Source organism: Corynebacterium sp. HMSC30G07 (genome assembly GCF_001806945.1).
In the GTDB taxonomy this organism is placed as follows: Bacteria; Actinomycetota; Actinomycetes; order Mycobacteriales; family Mycobacteriaceae; genus Corynebacterium; species Corynebacterium riegelii.
Genome location: NZ_KV786451.1, coordinates 1 through 15,999 on the forward strand (window position 1 = coordinate 1; position 15,999 = coordinate 15,999).

A 15,999-nucleotide genomic window follows, 5' to 3' on the forward strand; every position below is an offset into this window, starting at 1 on the left:
CATTTATTTCACTATTTCCGCATGCACATTCACAACCCAGGCTGGCGGTTGCATTCAGTATAGCGACCGATTCCACACGCCCTGTCCGTTGATAAGAAAATGCCAAACAACCGTTCGAGAAGCGCTCTACATTTCACCTGTAGAGCAAAAACCCGCGCACTCCCGAGGGGGAAGTGAGCGGGTTATAAGCGCTTAGACGGTGAGCTTAGAACTGCACGCCCGGGATCAGGCCCTGCTGTGCCGCGAACGCACCGCCACCGATCAGAGCAAGCAAGAGCGCGACAATGCCGGTGCCCCAGATCAGATCATGGGTGGTGCCGATCTTCCAGTCGCGTGCCGTATCGTTCTTGATTGAAGAACTGACGTCATTCTTGATCTGGCCACTGTTCGAAGAATTGACGTAAGGCTGGGAGAAACCCGTGCCCTTTTGCTTCTCTTCCTTCTCGATGGCCTTACGGTGATGCTCGTCTACTTCGGCTTGGGTGATTTCAGATGAGCTCTTCGTCGAGGAATTCTTATCCTCGGCAGCCTGTGCGGGCATCGCAATGAGGGATAGGGCAGTAACAGTTGCGAGGGATGCGACAGTAAAACGCTTCATGGGGGGACTCCTTCAGGTGAAAGTTGAACGCTCTCAACTGTCTGTGATCCACAACATAAATGCGGGTCCACGACCTCGCAACAGATACGAACCCAAGCGGAGTACCAAGAGAAGCGAAAACCCGCCCATCCCAAGCAGGGAAGTGAGCGGGTTAAAAACAGTAAAACTGCTATTTAGAGCTGAACGCCCGGGATCAAGCCCTGGTATGCAGCCGCGCCGCCGATCAGAGCGAGCAGGAGGGCGGTGATACCCGTGCCAAGGAGGATGTCGAAGGTGGTGCCGACCTTGTAGCCGTTGGCTGCGTCATTGCGCAGGGAGCTGTCGAGAACAGAAGTGTCGTCACCCTCCTTGTAGTTCTTCAGAATGCTCCTCATGGAAGGGGTGAGACCAGTGCCTTTGTTGATACGATCCTTGACAATGCCACCCCAGATGTAACCGATAGCGTACTCGTCAGAAATCTCCGAAGACTTCTTCTCAGCAGCCTGTGCGGGCATTGCAACGAGGGACAGCGCGGTAGCGGCAGCAATAGAAGCAGCGGTGAAACGCTTCATGGGAAAACTCCTTGAGGTGAACGTATGGGAACCTGTCAGCGAACTGACCCCACACAACTTAAACTCTCAAATATTTCCGCGCAACCAATAGATTCACACAACCAAACCCCACTAAAACACCCAGTTCACCAGCACAACATAGAGGAAGGTGCCGGTGAAGATGGAGAGTGCGAGGGAGCGTCGATGAGCATGAAGCCCCAGGGTGACCGCTGCGGCAAGGAGGGAGGCCGTAACGCCGCCGGGCGCATCGGTGGCTCCGGCGATAGAGTAGACAACCAGCACCGTCATTACGCTGACGGGCATGATCACGCCGAGGAACTCCAGGAGGGGGCTGCCGCGCAGGAGGCGTCGGAAAAGGAAGGGAGCGGCGCGCAGAGCGACCGTGACAACAGCCACGGGGAGCAGCACCGCCCACACCATGGCCAGGGTTACACCGGTAGGAAGACCCATTAGATTGTGTGGGTCAGTGTGGCGTCCAGACGCGGACGCCAAAAGCGCACCAGCATGAGGACGAACATGGCGGTCAGAGCAACAATCAACATCTGGCCGGGGGCGATCAGCCAGGCGACAAGGCCAAAGATCAGGGCGATGGCCACCGCACCGATGTCACGCATGGACTGGAACGCCTCATACGCCAGCACGATAAACAGCGCGGTCAGCGCGAAATCCAGGCCCTGAAGATCCGGCGGAATCAGCGCGCCCGCAAGCGCACCGACAATGCCGGAACCGACCCAGAACGTCTGCGCCGCAATCTGGATGGTCATCACGCGCGGCCCGCTGAGCTTCGTGCCCTTCGGCAGGGCGGAGACGACCGCGTAGGACTCATCAGTCAGCGCATACGTGCCGTACAGCCGGCCGATGGGGGAGCGGACCTTCTCCAGCGGGTAGGTCAGACCGTAGAAAATGTGGCGAAAGTTCACCATGAAACCGGTCAGCGCCGCCGATGCCGGGCCCACACCGGTGAGCACCATGTTTAGCGCCACGAACTCCATCGAGCCCGCGTAGATGACAAAGGAGAAAATCGGGGTCCACCACCAGGCGAAACCCGTTTGCGTCATCAGCACGCCAAACGCCAGGCCAAGCGGGATCAGGCCGAGGCCGACCAGCCAAATGTCCTTAACACCCTTGCGGATCTCCGCGGATGTTTCACGTGAAACCATAAAATTAGTTGTCTTCGAGGTGGGTCGGGAAGGTTGCGAACAAGGGCAAGGGCATTGCTTGTCGACGCATCACGTCACCCCACAAATCCGCCCTCGCCGGCGCAACCACGTCACCTGGCAGCGCAGGCGCGATGAACCAATCACCGCGCTCGATCTCCTCCTCCAGCTGGCCCGTGTCCCACCCGGCATAACCGGCGAACACGCGGATGCCCTCAAGATCATTGGCAAGCAGCGACGGGTCAGCACCAAGGTCAATGTGCACCAACTTGTTGGCCAGGCGCGTGTAGTGCGGCGCGTTCTCAATATCCACACCATTCTTGGTCACGCCAACCGCCACGGCAGCCTGCGGCATGACCGGCCCACCGATGTAGAGCGCCTGCGGGGAAGCGGCCAGATCCGCCCACGCGGGCATGACGTTGAACAACGCCGTGTCACTGCGGCGGTTCAGGATGATGCCCACGGTGCCGTCCACGTCACGCTCCAACACCAGCACAACGGTGCGCGCGAACTCCGGTGAGTACATCCCCGGTGCGGCAACCAACAACATCCCGGGCGCGACCTCTTCGCGCTCTAACGCGTTGAACAACCGGTCAGCGTAGAAGTACTCAGGCACGCTGCTCCTCCTCCCACCACGCCTTGAGCGCGGCAACCGCCTCGTCGTGCTCAAGCTCGCCGCGCTCCAGGCGCAGGTCCTTCATAAACTTCCAGGCGCGGCCAACGTCCGGGCCGGGCTTGAGGTCCAGGATCTGCATGATCTGGTTGCCGTCTAAGTCCGGGCGTACGCGCGCCAGGTCCTCCTTGGCGGCCAGCTCCGCAATGCGGTCCTCCAGATTGTTATAGGTGCGCTGCAGGCGCGCCGCCTTCCTGGGGTTGCGCGTGGTGCAATCCGCGCGCACCAGCTTGTTCAGGCGGGGGAGCAGCTCGCCGGCGTCCGTGACGTAGCGGCGCACCGCCGAATCCGTCCACTGGCCCTCACCAAACCCGTAGAAACGCATGTGCAGGTACACCAGCTGACCAATGTCCTCAATCATGTGCTTCGGATACTTCAACGCACGCAAACGCTTGCGCGCCAGCTTCGCGCCAACCACCTCGTGGTGGTGGAAGCTCACGCCGCCGCCTTCCTTCACCGCGCGCGTATCCGGCTTGCCAATATCATGCAGCAGCGCCGCCCAACGCAGCTTCAGATCCGGCTCTTCCTCCGGGTCCTCCAGCTCCACGGCTTGGCGAAGCACCGTCAACGAGTGTCGGTACACATCCTTATGCTGCATGTGCTCGTCCTGCTCCAACTGCAGCGCCGGCACCTCCGGCAGCACGTAATCCGCAAGACCGGTCTGCACCAGCAGATCCATGCCCTCCCACGGAGCCGCACCAGCCATCAGCTTGTTCAGCTCCGCCTGGATGCGCTCCACCGTGATGCGCTCAATCTCACTAGCCATGTCCCGCATCGCATCAAACACGCGGGGTGCCACCTCAAACCCAAGCTGGGAAACAAAGCGGGCAGCGCGCAGCATGCGCAACGGGTCGTCCCTAAAGGACACTTCCGGTGCCTGCGGCGTATCCAACTTCCGTGCCAACACATCTTCAAGGCCGCCGCAGGGGTCGTGGAATTGGGGGTTCAACGTGGCGTCGACAAGCAAAAGCTCCACTGCCATCGCATTGCACGCAAAGTCGCGGCGGACCAGGTCACCCTCGATCGTGTCGCCGAACGTGACCTCCGGGTTGCGGCTCACACCGTCATAGAGATCCGCGCGGAAGGTGGTGATCTCCACCTGCACACCGCGCTTGACCGTGCTCACCGTGCCAAAATCAATACCCGTATCCCACGTCTTCTCACCCCACACCTCAAGGATCTCCTTGATCACCTCAGGGCGGGCAGAGGTAGTAAAGTCCAGGTCATTGCCGGTTTTGCCCAGCATGGCATCACGCACCGGGCCGCCGACAAGATATAAGGACTCACCCCGTTCGGCGAAAGCAGCGGCAAGCGGCTGCAAGATCTCGGCGTGCTCCTGCACCCCAGACTGCAACCGCCCCATCACTACCGCCAAAGCGTTCGGGTCTTGCGCATCGGGCAGGTCAAAAACACTCACCCGTGACACGATACCCGCGTAACCCGCAATACCAGATACGATAAGGCGAATGACTGACAACACCCGCGCGCGGCAATCCCAAACCGGCGCTTCGGCCCCTCGGGATGGTTCCCAAGGTGGGCAGAAGCGTCGGCGTCGTCGCGGCCGGGGCAAGGGCCGCTCCAAGCAGGGCTCGAACGGCCAGCAACAGGGCTCGAAACAGGGCCAGCAGCACGACAGCTCCGAGGGCGGCAAGCCGAACAATCCGAACCGCAGGCGTCGCCGCGGGGGGCAGAATAATAAAGCCCACCGGAACAACCGGGGCGGGAGGCGTCGTTCAAGCGCGGATCAGCGCAAGCGTGCGCAGTATCAGGACCGCTACGACTCCTCCATTCCTACGCGCGACGAGACCTCTGCAGGCGGCCTGGTGGTCTCCGGCATGGCTGAGGCCGTAGATAAGGGCGGCAATGTGGATCTGAGCAAGATCTACGCCGCGTTGATTGGTCGCCTGGATCGTCGTGGCCGCCTGTTGTGGTCCATGCCCAAGGGCCACGTTGAGGACAATGAGCACCAGTGGAAGACCGCGGAGCGTGAGGTCTGGGAGGAAACCGGCATTTACGGTGAGGCCTTTGACACGCTTGGCACCATTGATTACTGGTTTGTCTCGGATGGTGTGCGCATTCACAAGACCGTGCACCACAACTTGCTGCGCTACGTGGACGGGGACCTCAATGATGAGGACCCGGAGGTCACCGAGGTCACTTGGGTGCCAATGAGCGAGCTCATCGAGCGCTTGGCGTATGCGGATGAGCGCAAGTTAGCCCGCATTGCGGTGGATCGTATGCCCGATTTGGCACGAAAGGAACGCACCTCCGGAAGGGCCACCCCGCGATGATTCGCCCGCGGCTTGCGGCCGCTACGTGCGCCGTGTTGCTCGCGTCTGTGGGTATCCAGCCCGCCGCAGCAATTCCGGTGCCTACGGATCCGGACCACCCGTCTGTCGGCTCTACCTGGGCAAATCCCTCCGTTCGCCCTAACGATGGGTTGCGGGGGGAGCTTTTGCTTATCGACGCCCCGTTGTCCACCCCAGCCGCCAACCCCGCAATGTTTCACGTGAAACTTCGTGTTACGAACCACTCGGATGGGGTGCTTGAGGGCTTAAGCGTGACGTCCCGACGCGGGCCGGCAACCGGTTCCGTGACCGACCAGCGCGTGGCAACCGTGGCGCAAGTGGGGGAGTACAGCAAGGTCGGCCAACGCGTTGACGTGCCGGGAGCGCTGCAGCCGGGCGACAGTACCGACGTGGAGTTTGACGTAGAGCTGCCCATGGATTGGGTGGGCGCCTACCCGGTCATGCTGCAACTCACGGATGCAGACGGCACGACCCTAGATACCGAGCGCTTTCACCTGAACACGCGCGGCGCGCCTTCGGAAGAGATGGCTCCGGGCGGGCTCACGGCGTTGTATCCGATATCCGCGGCGGTGGACATCCTGCCGGGCGAAACCGGCGACGCACCGATGGACCCGCCGCTGATCTTGGCCTCTGAGCAACTGGCTAGGCAGATCGCACCGGGCGGGCGTTTGGACCAGCTTGCGGAAACCTACCTGGACGCTATCGCTGATCCCGACACCGGCTGGGCTGTGTCCAATGCCGTATGCGCCGCCATCGACCCCGCGCTGATTGACACCGTGGACCGCATGAGCCGCGGCTACACCGTGTCCCACAAACGCCCGCCGGTGGTGGAGGAGCCGAAGCGACTGCGCGATTCTTGGAGCAGCGACACCAAAGCGGAACTTGGCCTACCAGGCATTGGCAGCGAGGACGCCGCCGCATGGCTGGACAAAATGCGCCAGATTTCTGCCAGCGGCTGCACCGTAGCCCTGCCGTGGGCGAACACGGACCTCAACGCGGTAGCCCAAACGGGTGATCCCTGGCTGATGCGCGAAGCCATCGAGCGCGGTCCCTTCACCCTGGAGCGCATCCTTGGCCAAACCGGTGTGCTCAACACCGTGGTTCCGGCTACCGGATACGTGGCCGACGATGTGGCGCCAGCGCTTGGCTGGGCGGACCACACTCGCTCCCGCATCCAGGAAGAAGGCTTAAGCGGCGCCTGGGAAAACGCCGTGCAAGCAGCCACGGAGGAAGTGGGCGGTAGTGCAAAGAGTGCGCTTGAGCGCCAGGAGCAGGCCGCGCCAGACTGGGCCGCAGCGCCCGAGCCGACCGTGCCGGTGCGCGTGCTCACCGCGGGGTCGGAGACTAACGGCGCCTGGCTCGCCCCCGGAGTGGCCAGCCTGGACTACAACGCTGCACTCAACGCCACGCTTGCCCAAATGGGGCAGACGCCGTCCACCATGGCGTACACCAACCCCGCGTACCGCTTTAACTACGCCAAGGACTCCAAGCTTGCCCGCGACATCAACGCTGTGGCCGCCATCCAGCTGGCCGCAAGCCAGGCCATGGTGCCCGTGCCGGAAATGCCAGAAACGCCGGAGCAGGAACCCGAGCCAAACACCAACAACGTGCTGCTCAACCCGCCCGCAAGCTGGGACGCGGATTCCGCAGCGGCGCTGCTCGGCTCCATTGCCTACCTGACCGCCGAGGGCTTCTCCCGCCCCGAGGGGCTTGCGCAGCGTGTGCTGCGTATGGACGTTGCGCCGAATACCGAGCCTTTGCTTGTCGACGACGGCGCCACCTACTCCGACGCCGAAATCTTAAGCGCCACCCAACAGGCCCGGTTTATCAATGACTTGTCCACGCTGTTGGCCTCCGACAGCTCGATCGCGCTGACACGCTACGGCTTCACGCTGCCGCTGCGACGCGATATCCTCACGGCATTCGCACCCACGGGTCGGCGCTCCATTGGTGGCTACGCCGCCGCCGCTGCCGAAACCAGCGACCGCCTTACCGGATCACGCGCGGAGCTGAGCGCTCTGCGCGCCGCAGTCACGCTGATTCCGCCGGGCAACGTGTACACAAGGACCTCGCCATCGAGCCCGCTGCTCATCGTCGCCCAGAACGGCATGCCGCTGCCGGTGGACACCACCATCGGCTACGTTGCCGCCGACGGGGCACGCCTCAACGTTCCAGAGACGTTCCGCATCCCCGCGCGCGGCTCCGTCACCGTCACCATGACGGCAGACCTGCCACAAGACTCCCGCGACACCACGCTGCAGCTCTTCCTAGCCGGCAAGCAGGGCCAGGCAATCTCGCAGCCCGTGGACATCGCCGTGCGCACCCCGTCTTTGGCCTTAAGCGGCTGGGTGCTGGTCTTAGGCGCGTTCGTGCTCTTCGCCCTCTTCGCCTTGATCGGGATGGGCGCGAGGAGGCGGAGGAGAGGGTTGGCACCGCCGTCGTCGATAAGCAAAAAGCCCCCAACCACCACTAACCCGAATGGAGCAGCGACGTGACAGAGAACCTGCGCAAGCGCATTGTTGCGCCGGCACCGCCCGCGCCCGTGCCTGCGCCACGCGAGCCCAAGCCGGACCCGGTGGCGGAAACCGGCGAGCCGGACCGGTCGCTTCTCACCACCAGCCCCAAAGGCGAAACCCTCGCAGGGGCAAGTGGTGGGGCAGTGGCCACCCTGGAGGCACCCGCCGCGCAAGAGGCTGAGGCAACGGAGGAGAACTCCAGCCAGTCCGTGGTGCGCGCAACCGGCTCCATGGCCGTTGCCACGCTGATCTCACGCATCACCGGATTCATCCGCACCGTGATGATCGGTGCGGCGCTCGGCCCAGCCGTCGCATCCGCGTTCAACACCGCCAACACGCTGCCGAACATCATCACCGAAATCGTGCTCGGCTCCGTGCTCACCGCACTCGTGGTGCCAGTGCTGGTACGTGCGGAGAAGGAAGACCCGGACCGCGGCGAACGCTTCGTGCGCCAACTGTTCACGCTGACGCTGACCCTGATGGTGGTGGTGACCACCGTCGCCATCGTCACCGCACCCTGGCTGACCAGGCTGTTTCTTGATGACGAAGGCAAGGTCAACGTCATCCAATCCACCTCATTCGCCTACCTGTTGCTGCCGCAGATCTTCTTCTACGGCATGTTCTCCCTGTTCATGGCAATTTTGAACACCAAGGAACACTTCAGGCCAGGCGCCTGGGCGCCGGTGGCGAACAACATTGTCTCCATCGCGGTGTTGGCCGCGTATATGGCGCTGCCGGGGCGGTTGAATGCGGCGGCGCCGGCGTCGATTAGCAACCCCCATGTGCTCCTGCTTGGCCTGGGTACAACGGCCGGTGTGGTGGTGCAATGCCTGATCATGCTGCCCGCACTGCGCAAGCTGGGGATTAACCTGCGGCCGCTGTGGGGTATTGATGACAGGCTGAAGCAATTCGGCGGCATGGCGCTGGCGATCATCACCTACGTGGCCATCAGCCAAGCCGGCTACATTGTGACCACCCGCATTGCCTCCAACGCGCACGAAGCCGCGCCGTTTATCTACCAGCAGCACTGGATGCTGCTGCAGGTGCCATACGGCATCATCGGCGTGACCCTGCTGACCGCGATCATGCCGCGACTGTCACGCAAGGCCGCCGACGGCGACGACGAAGCCGTAGTGCGCGACCTGACCCTAGGCACCAAGCTGACGTTCATCGCGCTGATCCCCATCATCGTGTTCATGACCGCGCTTGGCCCCGACATTGGCCACGCGCTGTTTGCCTACGGCGACTTCGACCCAGAGGCCGCGCGCACCCTAGGGCTTACCATCAGCTTCGCCGCGTTCACCCTGATCCCGTACGCGCTAGTGATGCTGCACCTGCGCGTGTTCTACGCGCGTGAAGAGGCCTGGACACCCACCTTCATCATCGCCGGCATCACCCTGACCAAGGTGCTGCTGAGCATGCTCGCGCCCCTGGTAGCCAATCGCCCGGAGCACGTGGTGGTGCTGCTTGGTGCGGCCAACGGGTTCGGGTTTGTTGCCGGTGCCGCAATCGGCGCGCTGCTGCTCAAGCGCAAGCTGGGCACCCTGGACATGCGCTCAGTGCTGCACACCTCTATCTGGGCGATGGCCTCTGCAATCATTGGCGTGGCCGGGATGTTCGGGCTGCGCTGGCTGGTGCGCGACGTTGCCGGCATAGACATGCCCAACTTCCTGGGCGAGCTGATCCACCTGCCTTCGCTTGGCTTCCTGATTGAGGTTGGCATCCTGGGCGTGCTGTTTATCATTGCCACCGGTCTGGTCCTGGCACGCTCCGGCCTGCCAGAGGTACAGAACCTGGGCCGAGCCCTGGCACGTATCCCGGGCATGGGCCGCTTCATCCGCCCGGATGAGGAGCGCGCCATTGACACCGGTGAAGTGGACCCGCGCGAGATGTCCACCCAGTTCCTCGCCGCCGATACGTTCAACGCCTCGCCGGTGCCGCCGCCGATGTCCGCCGGTGTTGTGCGCGGGCCCCGTCTGGTGCCGGGCGCGCTGGTTTCAGATGGCCGCTTCCGTCTCATCCGGGACCACGGCGCCACCGCCGGCGCCCGCTTCTGGCAGGCCCGCGAGGTGGCGACCGGCCGGCCTGTGGCGTTGACGTTTGTGGACACCACCGGCGCCTCCCCGATGGCGCCGGCCAGCCCGCGCGAGGCCGCCATTGACGCCGCAAGCGTTGCCCGCCGCACCCGCAAACTGGCCAAGCTTGGCCACCCCGCGGTGGCGGACAACATTGAAATCCTGTCGTATCGCACCGGCGCCTTGATCGTGGCGGACTGGGTAGAGGGCACCTCTGTCAAGGCCGTGTGCGAGTCCGGCCAGACCCTGCACACTGAGGCCGTGGCCAACGCGCTTGCGCCTTTGGCCGGTGCCATGGCCGCCGCCCGCAACGTGGACGTGCCGCTTGGTCTGGACAACCGCCAGCGCCTGCGCGTGGACACCGAGGGCAAAATCCGCCTGGCGTTCCCGGCCGTGCTGCCCGGCTCTTCCGCAGTGACAGACGCCGCGAGCTTCGCCTCCGCCATGGAGCTGCTCACCGCCAACGTGAACTCCGATGCGCTTGAAGAGATCACACGCAACACGCGTGCGCTTGTAGACGCCGACGCGATTGAAACCCACGACTTCCGCGACCTCCAAGCCGCCCTGCGCAGGGAAGCGAACCTGCCGGGGACCGTGACGGAGTCTGTGTCTGAAACGGATGCGGAAGCTGCTCCGGACGCCTCGGCTGCGCTGGACTTCGCGCCGGCAGCCGAGGAACCCGAAGACGACCCGGACGCACTGCGCGGCGGCTTCGGCGCCGGCAGCTTCAGCCCGGTCGTCGTGGCGCTGCTGACCGCTATTGCGGTGGCGGCCGTCATCATGATCGCGGCCCTAACCGCCTACCTCATCGGCACGTTCAGCAGCGAAGAATCCGACGGCCCCGTCAGCCCGGTCGGCGCCACCACCAGCGCGCCGCACCCGACCACCACCGAGGCCTCCACACTGCCCGTGGTCATCCGCCCGTTGCTCGCCGCCGCGGTGAACCCCGACGGCACGCCGGTGGACGGCCAAGTACACAACATCGTGGACCAGGACAACACCACCTCCTGGACCACCACTCGCGACGTTGCGGTGGTCCTTCGCGGCGGCGATGTCACCGGCCCGTTCCGCCTTGAGCACATGCTTATCGACGCCCCAACCGACACCGGCCCCTACGAAATCTACGGCCTCCCCGCCGACTTTTCTGACGGCTCTGCTGGTTCCGGTATCACCCGCGAGCAGTGGTCGCAGTTCCCACTGCTGGCCAGCGGCACGTTGCACAAGGGCCAAAACAACATCGACGTCGAAGCGCGCGAGGTCAGCGGCGTGGTGATCTACCTGCCGCCGCGTGAAGACGGTACTGGTGCTGGTGAGGCGACGCTGCGCAACGTCTCGCTCATCGGCTACATGAAGTAGGTGCGGCGGGCTGCACGGCCCCAAACCCCGCCCCAAACCTAAATGCAGCTACCTACATGCAGCTACTAAGCGATTTTTCGCTTGGTAGCCGGGTCTAGGTAGCTGCAAACGTGTGGGGAGGGGGCTCACGCAACCCGTGTCCACTAAAGTGTGCACGCATTTTGTAGCGCAACGGCACCGCGGCAGGGCATAGTTAAACCCGTCATGTTTTTTCGGGGGATACACAGGGGGAACTATGCCGCACCGCTCCGACATCCAGCTGGCTTCTGACTACGTAAATGGCGACGTCCGTGCGTTTCGCGTGATTGTGAAGCGCCACCACCAGCGCATGTTTTACACTGCACGCAGTTACGCGCGCGATGAGTTTGACGCCCAGGACATTGTCCAGGAGGCGCTGTTTCGCGCCAGCCGCAGTATGCACACGTACCGCGGGGAAGCGAAGATGACTACGTGGCTGCACCGCACGGTGACCAATGTGGCGTATGACTTCTACCGTCGTACGGAAACCAGGAACGGCAACGTGGTCAGTTATGACGATGGGGAGACAATCACCCAGGACAATCACCGTTTCTTGTCGCATGATCCGACGACAACGGTGGAGTCCTTCCTGGCGTTGCGGCAGGCGGTGGCGAATCTTCCCTCCACGCACCGTAAGGCGCTGTTGCTTATAGACGTCTACGGGATGAGCGTCGAATCCGCCGCCACCAAACTGGGCGTTCGTCCCGGCACGGTGAAGTCTCGCCGCTTCCGCGCACGCGAGCTGGTTGCTGCGGCTGTGGCCGAAGCGTAACTCGCTGAGGCATAAGTGGCTGGGGCGTATGTGTACCGCGCCGCTACACTACGTAGCTATGACGAATCCGGGATTTATTAACGTGGGCAACCTTGGTGCGAATGCGGTTGCAGAGGGCGTCGATAAGCAAGATGCCCCTGTGCACGACCTGATCATTGTGGGCTCTGGCCCGGCAGGCTACACGGCGGCGATTTATGCCGCGCGTGCGGAGCTGAAACCGCTGGTCTTTGAAGGGTATGAGTACGGCGGCGAGTTGATGAACACCACCGAGGTGGAGAATTTCCCCGGGTTTGATGCGGGCGTGATGGGCCCGGATCTGATGGAGAACATGCGCGAGCAGGCAGAGAAGTTTGGTGCGGACCTGCGCAGTGAGCTGGTGACTCGGGTGGATTTCTCCGACACTGGCCTGAAGAAGGTGTACGTGGATGATGAGGTCTACCAGGCCAAGGCCGTGATTTTGGCCACGGGTGCGGCGCCGCGCCACCTGGGTGTGCCGGGTGAGGAGGAGCTGACCGGCCGCGGCGTGTCCACCTGCGCAACCTGCGACGGCTTCTTCTTCAAGGACCACCACATTGCCGTTGTTGGTGGTGGTGATTCCGCGATGGAGGAGGCCACCTTCCTGACCAAGTTCGGCTCCAAGGTCACGCTGATTCACCGCTCGGAGAACTTCCGTGCCTCCAAAATCATGCTGGACCGCGCCCGTGAGAACGAGAAGATTGAGTTCCTCACCAACACCGTTGTGGAATCCGTGGTTGACGGCGGCGGAAAGGTCGAGGGCCTGAACGTGGTGAACACGGTGACCGGGGAGAAGTCCGTGCTGGACGCCACGGCGCTGTTTGTGGCTATCGGGCACGATCCGCGCTCCGGGTTCCTTGAGGGCCAGGTGGCTGTGGATGAGGGCGGGTACGTCACGGTGGCGGATCCGTCCACGGCAACGAGTGTTCCGGGCGTGTTCGCGGCGGGTGACTTGGTGGACAAAACCTACCGTCAGGCAATTACTGCGGCGGGCTCCGGTTGCCGCGCGGCGCTGGACGCGCAGCATTACTTGGCCGCGCTGTAACACCTTTGCCAATTGCCCAACTAGGATGTGAGGCTATGAACGCTCCAATTGATGTCACCCAGGCCACCTTCAAATCTGAGGTGGTAGACGCCGACACCCCTGTGCTGGTGGACTTCTGGGCCGAATGGTGCGGCCCATGCAAGAAGCTCGGCCCGATTCTGGACGAAATTGCCACGGAGATGGGCGATTCGGTCAAGGTTGCCAAGGTCAATGTTGACCAGGAACGCACCCTTGGCGCGATGTTCCAGGTCATGTCTATCCCGACTGTCTTGCTGTTTAAGGACGGCGAGAAGGTCGATGAGTTTGTCGGCGTTCGTCCGAAGAGTGAGATTGTTAAGCGCCTCCAGGCGCAGATGTAATATGCCGGAAATTCTTCGCGTCGGTGATTCGAGCGCGCGTGTGGCTGAGGTCCGCACCGCGCTTGCTCGCATCGGCGTTCTTGAGGGCTTTGAGGGCAGTGTTGGCGGCTTTAACTCCAGGCAGTTTTCGAAGCAGGAGATGCTTTTCGACGCTGCGTTGGAGCAAGCCATCCGCGCCTTCCAACAGTCCCGCGGCATCGTTCCCTCTGGGGCTATCGATGATTTGACGCTGCGTGAGCTGCGCGAGGCGTCCTACAAGTTGGGTGCGCGTGTGCTGAGTTATCAGCCGGGCCAGCTCATGGTGGGCGATGATGTGACGCAGCTGCAGAATCAGCTGCATGAACTGGGCTTTTATCAGCATCGTGTGGATGGGCGCTTTGGCCCGGATACGCATGAGGCTGTGGCGAACTTCCAGCTGGACACCGGTCTTGAAGATGACGGTGTCTGCGGCCCCGAGACGCTGCGTGCGCTGAGCCTTTTGGGCCGTCGGATTACTGGCGGTTCCGCGCACAATATTCGTGAGCGTGAGCATGTGCGCCAGGCGGGTCCGCACCTGTCCGGCAAGCGTGTGGTGATTGACCCGGCGCTTGGCGGGGACGATCACGGTTCGGCGGTGTCCGGGCGTTTTGGTGAAATTCATGAGGAAGAGATTCTGTGGGATCTCGCTGGCCGCATTGAGGGGCGCATGGTTGCCGCGGGGATGGAGACGATCCTGTCGCGGCCGCGTGGGGATAACCCTTCGACGAAGGCCCGTGCTGATTTAGCGAACGGTTTTGGCGCTGACGTGGTGATTTCGCTGAAGCTGGACCGCTACGCCAACGAAAAGGCCAACGGTACCGCCACGTTTTACTTTGGTTCCGAGCAGGGCACGTCCTCCATGACCGGCGAAGTGCTCTCCGGGTTCATTCAGCGCGAGATCGCTGCACGTACTGACCTGCAGAATTGCCACAATCACGCCCGCACGTGGGACATGCTGCGCATGACGCAGATGCCTACCGTTGAGGTGGTGTTGGGGTACGTAACCAATCCTGGCGACGTTGCCGTGTTGACAGATCCGAAGCAACGCGACGCAATTGCGGAGGCGATTGTGGTTGCGGTGAAGCGTCTCTACCTGATGGAGATGGATGACCAGCCGACCGGCACGTACAACTTCTCTGACCTGCTGCGTGAGGAGAAGGCTTAGCGGCGCGTGTCTCGTGCCTAGAGACTAAAGTGGCAGGTAGAGCGTAGTTCTGGTCTCGCCGGTGCGCCGGATCGCGCCTTGGTCTACCAGTTTGCGGAGTGCTCGGTAAGCCTGCTGCTTACTCAGACCGGCCATCTCGGCGATCGTGCTACTGGACGCCCCTTCGTCACCCACCCTGCCCATCATCTTGAGCACGCGCGCCTCATTGCCGGTGGCTTCGCTTATGTTTCTTGTTGTGGGTGCCCACTGCATGCTGGCTACGACGGCCTGGTCGTGGCTGCCTTCAAAACTCACGGCGTGGCCGTCCTGCGCAAGCGTGGCCAGCCCAGTGCCTGCGCCTGGGGTGAGGCCGGTGTGGGCAATTGCGCTGGTCAGATACATGGAGCGCGGCGCGTGGACCCCGCCAGTGCCATCCACGCCGCGGGGGAGAGGCCCCGGGCTGGTGACTTTGGCACCGCGCTGGTCCAACGCCACGTACACGGGGCCGGGCATGAAGTAGTCCCTGTGCAGTAGTGCGTTGATCACAAGCGGGTAGGCGGCGCCGAACGTGTCGACGTTGCGGCTGAGATCATCGAGCATCAGCGCAAGTGGCGCCTGGCTGCGCATCGTCTTCGGGGTGGCGCCCGGGCGCACGCGGCGATCCGAAACAGTCAGACCGTGGTAGGGGAGGAAGCGCTGCAGAGCGTCACTGTGACCAAATAACGCAATAGCTCCGAGGCTGAGCGGTTCTGCGGAGTCGTTGTAGAAGCCCAGTGCGCGAAGCAGTGCTTCATCACCAAGTTGTCGCAGGTGAGCGGCCTGGAGGTGTGCCCGGTAGGTGCTGATGGCGTCCGGGTTGACGTCTGCAAGCGAGGCCCCCGCGGCGGGCGCCAGTGCCCAGTCCATCCCGTTGGCGTCGCGGTAGCGGGTGAACAGATACGCCGGGTCCATGCCAACGCACTCCGGGGTGCCCTGCGCGTTAAGGCGGCGCGTGCGGTACACACCCCACTTGGTTGCCACGGGGCTTGCGGCGGGGTCCGCGTGGACCGCCACGACGTCCTTGCCGTCCACACGTACCACCGAGACGGTCACGGGAAGGGAGGGGGAGGTATGCCGGAAGACGCTTGCGGCGAGTTGCGCCGGGTCGGTCGTCTCGCCATGGAAGGGGTAGCAGCCGCTGACGGTGCCGTCCTTGTCCACCCCGATGAGCAGCGTCCCGCCGTCGGCGTTGGCAAGGCACGCCATTGTTTCAATCAATCGTCGCTCATTGATGTATGCGGATGAAACTCGGCGCGCGAATGCAACCGACAGGGACTCCCCTCGCGCAATGAGCTGCTGAATCTCCGCACTATTCACGCCCGAGAGTTTACATCAGATTCAATCATTTAATGAC

The 15,999-nt window shown here is 62.9% G+C and carries 14 protein-coding genes; 7 read left to right on the plus strand and 7 right to left on the minus strand.

The features are described from left to right. Positions 1–205: 205 nt before the first annotated feature. The 6 genes from HMPREF3104_RS02435 to HMPREF3104_RS02460 all read right to left on the minus strand — a co-directional run bounded on the left by HMPREF3104_RS02435 (position 206) and on the right by HMPREF3104_RS02460 (position 4,342). Positions 206–598: a hypothetical protein gene (locus HMPREF3104_RS02435; RefSeq protein ID WP_070493968.1), complete on the minus strand. Its 393-nt coding sequence runs from the start codon at positions 596–598 to the stop codon at positions 206–208. Between the two features lie 173 nt (positions 599–771). Then, complete coding sequence (locus HMPREF3104_RS02440) at positions 772–1,149, minus strand: hypothetical protein (RefSeq protein ID WP_070493971.1); 378 nt, start codon at positions 1,147–1,149, stop codon at positions 772–774. A 111-nt stretch (positions 1,150–1,260) separates the two neighbouring features. Then, complete coding sequence (locus HMPREF3104_RS02445) at positions 1,261–1,599, minus strand: branched-chain amino acid transporter permease (protein WP_070493974.1); 339 nt, start codon at positions 1,597–1,599, stop codon at positions 1,261–1,263. Next, entirely contained in the window at positions 1,599–2,309 is a 711-nt protein-coding gene (locus tag HMPREF3104_RS02450) for an AzlC family ABC transporter permease (RefSeq protein WP_070493977.1), read from the minus strand. The genes HMPREF3104_RS02445 and HMPREF3104_RS02450 overlap by 1 nt, the downstream gene beginning before the upstream one ends. A 4-nt stretch (positions 2,310–2,313) precedes the next feature. Further along, entirely contained in the window at positions 2,314–2,922 is a 609-nt protein-coding gene (locus tag HMPREF3104_RS02455) for a YqgE/AlgH family protein (protein WP_070493980.1), read from the minus strand. Beyond that, complete coding sequence (locus tag HMPREF3104_RS02460) at positions 2,915–4,342, minus strand: CCA tRNA nucleotidyltransferase (protein WP_083278876.1); 1,428 nt, start codon at positions 4,340–4,342, stop codon at positions 2,915–2,917. The genes HMPREF3104_RS02455 and HMPREF3104_RS02460 overlap by 8 nt, the downstream gene beginning before the upstream one ends. Before the next feature lie 103 nt (positions 4,343–4,445). On the opposite strand from HMPREF3104_RS02460, the gene HMPREF3104_RS02465 reads away from it, so the two are divergent. The 7 genes from HMPREF3104_RS02465 (at position 4,446) to HMPREF3104_RS02495 (ending at position 14,627) form a co-directional block, all read left to right on the plus strand. Further along, a complete protein-coding gene (locus HMPREF3104_RS02465; RefSeq protein ID WP_070493983.1) occupies positions 4,446–5,270 on the plus strand; it encodes an NUDIX hydrolase in 825 nt (274 codons plus the stop codon). After that, positions 5,267–7,783 carry a hypothetical protein gene (locus HMPREF3104_RS02470; protein ID WP_070493986.1) on the plus strand — a complete coding sequence of 839 codons (2,517 nt, stop codon included), beginning with the start codon at positions 5,267–5,269 and terminating at the stop codon, positions 7,781–7,783. The genes HMPREF3104_RS02465 and HMPREF3104_RS02470 overlap by 4 nt, the downstream gene beginning before the upstream one ends. After that, positions 7,780–11,235, plus strand: a complete 3,456-nt coding sequence (gene murJ, locus HMPREF3104_RS02475) for a murein biosynthesis integral membrane protein MurJ (RefSeq protein ID WP_141738101.1) — start codon at positions 7,780–7,782, stop codon at positions 11,233–11,235. The genes HMPREF3104_RS02470 and murJ overlap by 4 nt, the downstream gene beginning before the upstream one ends. 235 nt (positions 11,236–11,470) lie before the next feature. Next, complete coding sequence (locus tag HMPREF3104_RS02480) at positions 11,471–12,025, plus strand: sigma-70 family RNA polymerase sigma factor (RefSeq protein WP_052205684.1); 555 nt, start codon at positions 11,471–11,473, stop codon at positions 12,023–12,025. A 58-nt stretch (positions 12,026–12,083) separates the two neighbouring features. Next, positions 12,084–13,085 (plus strand): thioredoxin-disulfide reductase, encoded by a 1,002-nt coding sequence (trxB, locus tag HMPREF3104_RS02485; protein ID WP_083278877.1) that lies wholly within the window; start codon positions 12,084–12,086, stop codon positions 13,083–13,085. A 35-nt stretch (positions 13,086–13,120) separates the two neighbouring features. Next, positions 13,121–13,444 (plus strand): thioredoxin, encoded by a 324-nt coding sequence (gene trxA / locus HMPREF3104_RS02490; RefSeq protein WP_070493989.1) that lies wholly within the window; start codon positions 13,121–13,123, stop codon positions 13,442–13,444. Between the two features lies 1 nt (position 13,445). Beyond that, positions 13,446–14,627 (plus strand): N-acetylmuramoyl-L-alanine amidase, encoded by a 1,182-nt coding sequence (locus HMPREF3104_RS02495; RefSeq protein ID WP_052205682.1) that lies wholly within the window; start codon positions 13,446–13,448, stop codon positions 14,625–14,627. A gap of 24 nt (positions 14,628–14,651) precedes the next feature. Here the strand turns inward: HMPREF3104_RS02495 and HMPREF3104_RS02500 are convergent, their stop codons facing one another. Beyond that, entirely contained in the window at positions 14,652–15,962 is a 1,311-nt protein-coding gene (locus tag HMPREF3104_RS02500; protein WP_070493992.1) for an RNA-binding domain-containing protein, read from the minus strand. Positions 15,963–15,999: the final 37 nt, after the last annotated feature.

Excerpts from the sequence above, each read along its gene's own strand:
- HMPREF3104_RS02435 (WP_070493968.1), bottom strand. The coding sequence starts at position 598 with ATGAAGCGTTTTACTGTCGCATCCCTCGCAACTGTTACTGCCCTATCC.
- HMPREF3104_RS02440 (WP_070493971.1), bottom strand. The coding sequence starts at position 1,149 with ATGAAGCGTTTCACCGCTGCTTCTATTGCTGCCGCTACCGCGCTGTCC.
- HMPREF3104_RS02445 (WP_070493974.1), bottom strand. The coding sequence starts at position 1,599 with ATGGGTCTTCCTACCGGTGTAACCCTGGCCATGGTGTGGGCGGTGCTG.
- HMPREF3104_RS02450 (WP_070493977.1), bottom strand. The coding sequence starts at position 2,309 with ATGGTTTCACGTGAAACATCCGCGGAGATCCGCAAGGGTGTTAAGGAC.
- HMPREF3104_RS02460 (WP_083278876.1), bottom strand. The coding sequence starts at position 4,342 with ATGGGGCGGTTGCAGTCTGGGGTGCAGGAGCACGCCGAGATCTTGCAG.
- HMPREF3104_RS02465 (WP_070493983.1), top strand. The coding sequence starts at position 4,446 with ATGACTGACAACACCCGCGCGCGGCAATCCCAAACCGGCGCTTCGGCC.
- HMPREF3104_RS02470 (WP_070493986.1), top strand. The coding sequence starts at position 5,267 with ATGATTCGCCCGCGGCTTGCGGCCGCTACGTGCGCCGTGTTGCTCGCG.
- HMPREF3104_RS02480 (WP_052205684.1), top strand. The coding sequence starts at position 11,471 with ATGCCGCACCGCTCCGACATCCAGCTGGCTTCTGACTACGTAAATGGC.
- trxB (WP_083278877.1), top strand. The coding sequence starts at position 12,084 with ATGACGAATCCGGGATTTATTAACGTGGGCAACCTTGGTGCGAATGCG.
- trxA (WP_070493989.1), top strand. The coding sequence starts at position 13,121 with ATGAACGCTCCAATTGATGTCACCCAGGCCACCTTCAAATCTGAGGTG.
- HMPREF3104_RS02495 (WP_052205682.1), top strand. The coding sequence starts at position 13,446 with ATGCCGGAAATTCTTCGCGTCGGTGATTCGAGCGCGCGTGTGGCTGAG.